General features: G+C 42.2%; 1 pseudogene. It reads left to right on the forward strand.

Annotated elements, in window-relative coordinates:
• Positions 1-510 (forward strand): annotated as a pseudogene (locus ADH81_RS11190) (hypothetical protein); the annotation flags it as partial.

Genomic DNA, 510 nt, shown 5'->3' on the forward strand with positions numbered 1-510 from the left:
AAAGATGCAGATGGAATCGTAAATCCAGCTAAGACACCGGTAGAAAACCCAGCTAACTTAACCGAAGAAGAAAAAGGTAAAGTTAAGAAAGCAATCGAAGATGCGAACCCAGAAAAAGTTGCCAACGTAGAAGTAACACCAGATGGAACAGCTACAGTAACCTTCAAGGACGGATCAGTTGCGACCTTGACACCGGATAAGACAGTTGAAAAAGCAACAAAAGATGCAGATGGAATCGTAAATCCAGCTAAGACACCGGTAGAAAACCCAGCTAACTTAACCGAAGAAGAAAAAGGTAAAGTTAAGAAAGCAATCGAAGATGCGAACCCAGAAAAAGTTGCCAACGTAGAAGTAGGAAATGACGGATCTGCGACAGTAACCTTCAAAGACGGTTCAGAAGCAACCTTGACACCGGACAAAACAGTAGAAAAAGCAAAAGATGCAGCAGGCGTTAAAGATCCAAAAGCTAAGACACCAGTTAAAGATCCAGCTAACTTAACAGACGCAGAA

This window comes from Streptococcus pseudopneumoniae, from assembly GCF_001072925.1.
Classification (GTDB): Bacteria; Bacillota; Bacilli; order Lactobacillales; family Streptococcaceae; genus Streptococcus; species Streptococcus pseudopneumoniae_Q.